The organism is Streptomyces anatolicus (assembly GCF_019400875.1).
GTDB lineage: Bacteria > Actinomycetota > Actinomycetes > Streptomycetales > Streptomycetaceae > Streptomyces > Streptomyces anatolicus.
Window position 1 is genome coordinate 1 of the sequence record NZ_WMBF01000350.1, and the last position, 6,643, is coordinate 6,643.

6 protein-coding genes are annotated in these 6,643 nt (G+C 73.6%); 4 read left to right on the forward strand and 2 right to left on the reverse strand.

Going from position 1 to position 6,643, the window contains the following annotated elements:
• Nucleotides 1–477 (forward strand): hypothetical protein (locus GKQ77_RS24450; protein WP_219691089.1); only part of this gene is annotated, 477 nt, incomplete at its 5' end.
• 71 nt (nt 478–548) lie between these two features.
• Here the strand turns inward: GKQ77_RS24450 and GKQ77_RS24455 are convergent.
• On the reverse strand, nt 549–2,396 hold the full coding sequence (locus GKQ77_RS24455) for a transketolase (protein WP_219691090.1): 1,848 nt from the start codon (nt 2,394–2,396) through the stop codon (nt 549–551).
• A gap of 482 nt (nt 2,397–2,878) precedes the next feature.
• Between GKQ77_RS24455 and GKQ77_RS24460 the strand changes: the two genes are divergently transcribed.
• The 3 genes from GKQ77_RS24460 to GKQ77_RS24465 all read left to right on the forward strand — a co-directional run bounded on the left by GKQ77_RS24460 (nt 2,879) and on the right by GKQ77_RS24465 (nt 4,655).
• Nucleotides 2,879–3,976, forward strand: a complete 1,098-nt coding sequence (locus tag GKQ77_RS24460) for an enolase C-terminal domain-like protein (protein ID WP_219691091.1) — start codon at nt 2,879–2,881, stop codon at nt 3,974–3,976.
• A gap of 97 nt (nt 3,977–4,073) precedes the next feature.
• Complete coding sequence (locus tag GKQ77_RS34190) at nt 4,074–4,151, forward strand: 50S ribosomal protein bL37 (protein WP_370443954.1); 78 nt, start codon at nt 4,074–4,076, stop codon at nt 4,149–4,151.
• 147 nt (nt 4,152–4,298) lie between these two features.
• On the forward strand, nt 4,299–4,655 hold the full coding sequence (locus GKQ77_RS24465; RefSeq protein WP_219691092.1) for a VOC family protein: 357 nt from the start codon (nt 4,299–4,301) through the stop codon (nt 4,653–4,655).
• 22 nt (nt 4,656–4,677) lie between these two features.
• On the opposite strand, the gene GKQ77_RS24470 is transcribed toward GKQ77_RS24465, so the two are convergent.
• On the reverse strand, nt 4,678–6,643 hold a 1,966-nt coding region (locus GKQ77_RS24470; protein WP_219691093.1), incomplete at its 5' end, for a DUF5107 domain-containing protein.

A 6,643-nucleotide genomic window follows, 5' to 3' on the forward strand; every position in this document is an offset into this window, starting at 1 on the left:
CCGCTGCCCCGCATGCTCGCGGGGGTGGACGGTCCTCCGGCACCGGCGCCCGTCAGGGCGGCCTTCGCGCTCTGGCTCACCGCGGTCGCCGCGGGCGTCTTCGAGACGGTGCTCGCGGTGATCAGGACGGCGGCCGACGGCGAGGCGTCCCTCGGGGGCCTCGCGGGCGGCCTCGCCCTGCGCGTGGCGGTGTACTCGGCGGCCGTCCTGGTCGCGGTGCGGATGCGGCGGGGCGGGAACTGGGCGCGGCTGGCCCTGGCGGTCGTACTCGGTGTCTTCGGGACGCTGTCCCTGGTGGTCGAGCCCGCGCGGTGGCTGGCCGCCGGGCACTCGTTCGGTGACGCGCTCCGTGACCTGAACGCCGTGGACGTCCTGTTCGGCGCGAGCCGTGTGCTGCATCTGGCGGCGGTGCTCACGGCGGTGGTCCTGATGTTCCGCCCCGCGGCGAACGCCTGGTTCAGGGCGGCGAGGCGGTGAGCCCTCGCGCCCGGCCAGGGCTGAGCCCCCGGCACCGGTGGCGCGGGGCCCGCGTCACGCGTCCCGCGAGGTCACCGCACGACCGCCTCCTCCACAAGCAGCCGTGCCGCCGCCACGATCGACTGGGCGTCGATGCCCGCCGCGCGCAGTTGCTCCTCGGGGGAGGCCGAGCCCGGCATCGTACGTACCGCGAGCCGGACCAGGCGCGGCACCGGGCCGCCGTCGGTGAACGCGTCGAGTACCGCGTCGCCGAGGCCGCCCTCCTCGCGGTGGTCCTCGACGGTGACCAGGCAGCCGGTCCGCGTGGCCGCCTCGCGCAGGGTGTCGCGGTCTACGGGCTTGACGGAGTACAGGTCGATCACGCGCACCGCGATGCCCTCGCCCGCCAGCAACTCCGCGGCGGACAGCGCCTCGTGGACGGTCACCCCGGCGGCGACGAGGGTCAGCCGGTCGGCGTCGGAGGAGCGCAGGACCTTGGAGCCGCCGATGGGGAACTCCTCGCCGGGGCCGTAGATGACGGGCGAGGCGCCGCGTGACGTACGCAAGTAGCGCACGCCGTCGAGTTCGGCCATCTGGGCGATGAGCCGCCCGGTCTGGTGGGCGTCGCACGGGTACAGGACCGTCGATCCGTGCACCGCGCGGAACATCGCGAGGTCTTCGAGGCCCATCTGGGAGGGGCCGTCCTCGCCGATCGCGACGCCCGCGTGGGAGCCGACGAGGTTGATGCCCGCGCCGCTGATCGCCGCCATCCGTACGAAGTCGTGGGCGCGGGTGAGGAACGCGGCGAACGTCGACGCGTACGGCACCCAGCCGCGCGCGGCCATGCCGACGGCGGAGGCGACGAGTTGCTGCTCGGCGATGTGGCACTCGAAGTAGCGGTCGGGGTGTTCCTTGGCGAAGTACTCCGTGCGGGTCGAGTCGCCGACCTCGCCGTCGAGGGCGACCACGTCACCGCGGGCCGTGCCGAGCGCGGCGAGCGCCTGGCCGTAGGCGTCACGGGTGGCGACGTCCTCGCCGATCTCGTGGCGCGGCAGTTCGAGGTGCCCGGCGCGCTCCGCGTGCAGGGTGCGCGCCGCGGCCGGCTTGCGCACCTCGACGCGTACGTCGCGTACGCCGCCCAGCTCCTCGATGGCCGACTCCGCGTCCGGCAGCGGCTTGCCGTGCAGGCCCTCGCGGTTCTCGATGGAGGCGACGCCCTTGCCCTTGAGAGTGCGGGCGAGGACGACGGTGGGCTGCCCGGCGGTGGAGGCGGCCTCCTGGAAGGCGCGGTCGATGGCGTCGGTGTCGTGCCCGTCGGTCTCGACGACGTGCCAGTCGAACGCCCGGAAGCGGTCGGCGTAGGCCTTCAGGTTCCACTCGTGGCGGGTGGGGCCGCGCTGGCCGAGACGGTTGACGTCGACGACCACGGTGAGGTTGTCGAGATGCTCGTACCCGGCGTGCTCGGCGGCCTCCCAGACGGAGCCCTCGGCCAGCTCGCTGTCGCCGCAGAGCACCCAGACGCGGTAGGGGATGCGTTCGAGCCGCTTGCCCGAGAGCGCCATGCCGACGCCGACGGGCAGGCCCTGCCCGAGCGAGCCGGTGGCGGTCTCCACCCAGGGCAGGGCGCGGGGCGTCGGGTGGCCCTGGAGACGGCTGCCCTCCTTGCGGAAGGTCAGCAGCTCGTCGTCCGTGAGCGCGCCCGCCGCCTTGTACGCGGCGTAGAGCAGCGGTGAGGCGTGGCCCTTGGAGAGGATGAAGCGGTCGTTGCCCGGATGGTCGGGGCGGTCGAAGTCGTAGTGCAGATGGCGGGCCATGAGCACCGCCATCAGATCGGCGGCGGACATCGAGGAGGTGGGGTGCCCGGACTCGGCGGCGGCCGCGGCGCGGACCGAGTCGACGCGCAGCTGCTGGGCGAGGGTGGCGAGGTCATTGCTGGTCATCGGGGTTCTCCTTGGCTTTGCGGGCGTGGTGCGGGGCCGCGGGGTCCGCCGACGGCGGGGACGAGCGGGCCGGACCGGGCTGTACGTTCCGGCGGCGGTTCGGCGTCCGGAAGCCAGTCTGCGGCGCGCCGGACGCGCTCGCCCGGCATGGCCACCCGGGGTCGGCCGTGCTCGAGGACTCGGCTCATGGTGTGCCTCTGTGCCTCCGGACGGGGGTCGGAACCTCCCGCGTGCCCGTGCGCGGCGCACGGCAAACTCCGGGGGCGGGAGCGCCAAGGGGCAGGCCGGAATCCGAGGTCCGGCGGCGTTCGGAGACCGTTTGTCACGGCGTCTCAGGGTTACCCGAAGCCGTATCCGACCCCGCTCCCACCGACGCACCGGAGACGCATCCCCCTGCCTCCGGCCACCGCGCCCTGCGCGGCCCCGCTCCCTTACGCGTACCCCCGGAGCCCCACCCGCACCACGAACCGAGGAAGTCCCAGATGAAGGACGCAGTCGCGATCGAACGGCCCGTCGTCTCCGCGTACACGGTGCCCGCGGACGCACCCGAGGCGGACGGCACCTTCGCCTGGGACACCACGACGGTCGTCATCGCCGAGATCACCGCGGGCGACGCGACAGGCACCGGCTGGACATACGCGCCCGCCTCCGTCGCCGCGCTGGTCGAGGAGCAGCTGACCCCGGCCGTCCTGGGGCGGGACGCCCTCGACATCCCCGCCGCCCATGACGCGATGACCAAGGCGGTGCGCGACACCGGCCGCCCCGGCGCCGCGGGCTGCGCGATCTCGGCCGTCGACATCGCCCTGTGGGACCTGAAGGCCCGCCTCCTGGAACTGCCCCTCGTACGGCTGCTCGGCGCGGCCCGCGACGAGGTTCCCGTCTACGGCAGCGGCGGTTTCACGACGTACCACGACACTCATCTGGCGGCGCAGCTGAACGGCTGGGTGCACGGCCAGCACATCCCGCGCGTCAAGATCAAGATCGGCGAGGGGTGGGGCCGGGAGGCCGCCCGCGATGTGTCGCGGGTGCGGACCGCGCGTGAGGTCATCGGCCCCCAGGCCGAGTTGTACGTCGACGCGAGCGGGGGCTACACGCGCAAGCAGGCGGTACGGGTGGGCAGGGTGCTCGCCGAGTACGGCGTGGGCTGGTTCGAGGAGCCGGTGTCGTCGGACGACCTGCGGGGGCTCGCGCTGGTCAGGGACGCGTTGGTGTGTGACGTGACGGCGGGCGCGTACGGCTACGACCTGCCGTACCTGGCGCGCATGATCCCGTCCGTGGACTGTCTGCAGGTGGACGCCACGCGCTGCGGCGGCCTCACGGAGTGGCTGCGCGCGGCGGCTCTCGCGCAGGCGCACGGCCTGGAGGTCTCGGCGCATCGGGCGCCGCACGCGCATGCGGCGGTCGCGGCGTGCGTGCCGAATCTGCGGCATGTCGAGTGGTTCCACGACCATGTGCGGATCGAGTCGATGTTCTTCGCGGGGGCGCTCGATCCGACCGGCGGTGTCGTCCGCCCGGAGGGGGGCGTGGGGCACGGTCTTGAGCTGCGTACGGACGACGTCGAGGAGTTCCGGGTGGTGTGACGCAGGCCACACCATAACGGGATCGCGCCTTGGGTAGGCGGCGCATGATCGCCTGGGTTCGCACCCGGGAAGCACCACCAGAAAGACGGAGGTACCCATGTCCTCGAAGCGACGTCGCAAGAAGAAGGCCCGCCGCAAGAACGGCGCGAACCACGGCAGCCGTCCCCAGTCCTGACGGCGGGCGACGCACTCACGACAGGAGGGCGGCACGGGACGGTGCCGCCCTCCTGCTCGCTGAGGCGGAGACGGTGGCGAGGGAGCGGGCAATCATGAAATCGTTGCGGAGCCGTTGGCGGGCCACAGAGGTGAGGGCGTTCCAATCATGGAGATCCTGGGAACCACGCTGCGCATCTGCGTCGAGGACTTGGAGTCCTCGGTCGCCTTCTATGAACGCCTCGCGGGCGGCAAGGCGATGCGCTTCGAACGCGGCGGCGTCTCCGTGGCCGCGATCGGCTGCTTTCTGCTGATGAGCGGCCCGGAGCAGGAGCTGGAGATCCTTCGCAAGGTCTCGGCGACCATCGCGGTGCAGGACGTGGACGAGGCGTACGCCGTGCTGAACGCGTCCGGCGCCCGCGTCATCGCGGGCCCCGTCCCCACTCCCGCCGGGCGCAACCTCATCGCCGTGCACCCCGACGGTGCCGTCTTCGAGTACGCGGACCGCCGCGTCACCGCGACCTGAGATCTGGGACCTGAGGGCCACCTCAGATCCCCGGTGGCCGCATCCCGAAGTCGTAGCGCGTCGGGATCTCCTCGCCGTCCGTCGCCGCCTTCCACAGGTCGCCCACGATCTCGGCGCCCTCCCGCAGGTCCGCCGCCTCGAAGCCCTCGTCGAAGACCGCGCGCACCGCCGCCATGTCCCCCTCCGCATGGAGGAGTTGGGCCTCGACGAGGCGGAAGCGGCCCTCGGCGCGGGTGGTTCCGTGGAGGCGGTTCCACACCGCGCGCGCCGCCTCCGGGCGGTCCGCGGCGAGCAGCGCGGAGATCGCCTCGCGGCCTAGCGCGGCCGTCGCCGCCGTCCAGTCGGCACCGTCGTCACACCGCTTCCCGTGCGGCTCCCCCTGGCACAGGTCACCGCACAGATCATCGAACGCCTCCGCATACCGGTCGGCGGCCCGCTCCAGATGCCCCTCGACGCTGTCCGCGACGGCGAGGCAGCGCAGCAACGGCCAGCGGCACGGGGCCAGTTCGAGGCCCCGCTCCCAGCTGCGTACGGCCTGTGCCCGGTCGCCCGCGTGCCACTGGGCGACTCCCAGGTGGTACTCGGTGAGCGGTCGCGCGGGCGCCGTCTCCAGCATGTCGCGCCAGTGCCGTGCCACGAGCGTCGGGCCGGGCGGCGCGGCCTCGCGCGGCTCCGGGAGGGCCCCGGAGCGCAGCAGTTCGAGCCACGGCGCCTGCTCGGGGCCGAGCGTCGACTCGTCGAAGGGCGTGCCGGGCAACTCGTACCGGGCACGCAGGACCTCCAGCGCGCCCCAGCCGGAGCCCACCGCCAGCACCTCCCCCGGCTCCGTGTCGGCGCAGGCCAGCCAGGCCTCGTACGCGGCGTCGACGGCCTCCCTCGGCAGGGCCTCGGCGAGCCGCGCCTCGGTCTCGCCGCGCGCGTCCGCCCAGTCGCCGTGCACGAGATCGGCCCGCGCGGACAGCGGCCCGTACGCCTCGAGCCAGCTGAACTCGGCCTCGGCGTCCAGGCGTACGTGTTCCAGCTGCGTCCGCGCGAGGCCCGACTGGATCTCCGCGTAGCCGCCGGTGCCGGGCTCGGTCAGCCAGTCCTGCCAGCGCCGGCCGCCGCTGCCAGTGCCCCAGACGAAGAGCTTGCGGCCGCGCGGCAGGTCCGTGGAGGTCTGCGCGAGCCCGTGCCCGTCGTCGTCGAGTGCGGCGATCCAGCGCCGGGCGCCGTCCGGGACGTCGTAGAAGTAGTCGGCGGCGTACTCGCTGCCCAGCGGGTAGGTGTGGTCGGCGCCGTCGGACTCGGGCACCGGCACCTTCCGCAGACCTCCCCCGTACGCGAACCGCCAGGCCTCGTCGGCCGGGGCGAGCACCCTGCGCTGCTCGGGCACCGCGATGTTCGACCACCAGTAGACGGGCGCGGCCTTCTCGTGCGGGTTGCGCACGCGCACCCCGACGTGGAGGAAGTCGGAGCCCTCCGGCAGCCACAGGTCCACCTGGAAGGGCAGGTCGCGCAGCCGCTCCCACTCCCACAGGCGCAGCATGTCGCCGCCGTCGGGCGCGGTCACGCGCGCGGCGTGGACGGGCGCGCAGGACAGGGTGGTGTGGCCGGTGGCGCCGGTGTTCCACTCGATGCCGCCGGAGAACCAGGCGCCGTTGAGCGCGAAGTTCGCGGGCTGCAACACCGGGTTGCGGTAGAGCAGTTCGCGTCCGGTCGGCTTGTGGAAGAGGGAGTGGACCCGGCCGCCGTAGCCCGGCAGGACGGTGGCGCGCAGCCGGTCGTTCTCGATGACGAGCGTGTCGAGGCGCGTGTCGGTCCGCTCGCGCCCGTACCCGTCGAGGAGCCGCACGGGCAGGAGGCTGCGCAGCGGCTCGTACGTGAGTTGGCGTGCCATGTCGCGGGGCAGGCCGTCCTTGGCGCGCTCGTCCAGGATGTGCGTGTCGCCGAGGGGGCGCAGTGGGGGCAGCGGGTTCTCGGGGCCGGTGGGGGCGACGGGCAGGGTC

What these genes read in the sequence shown, in the direction of transcription:
- GKQ77_RS24455 (WP_219691090.1), bottom strand. Translation starts at nt 2,396, where the DNA reads ATGACCAGCAATGACCTCGCCACCCTCGCCCAGCAGCTGCGCGTCGAC.
- GKQ77_RS24460 (WP_219691091.1), top strand. Translation starts at nt 2,879, where the DNA reads ATGAAGGACGCAGTCGCGATCGAACGGCCCGTCGTCTCCGCGTACACG.
- GKQ77_RS34190 (WP_370443954.1), top strand. Translation starts at nt 4,074, where the DNA reads ATGTCCTCGAAGCGACGTCGCAAGAAGAAGGCCCGCCGCAAGAACGGC.
- GKQ77_RS24465 (WP_219691092.1), top strand. Translation starts at nt 4,299, where the DNA reads ATGGAGATCCTGGGAACCACGCTGCGCATCTGCGTCGAGGACTTGGAG.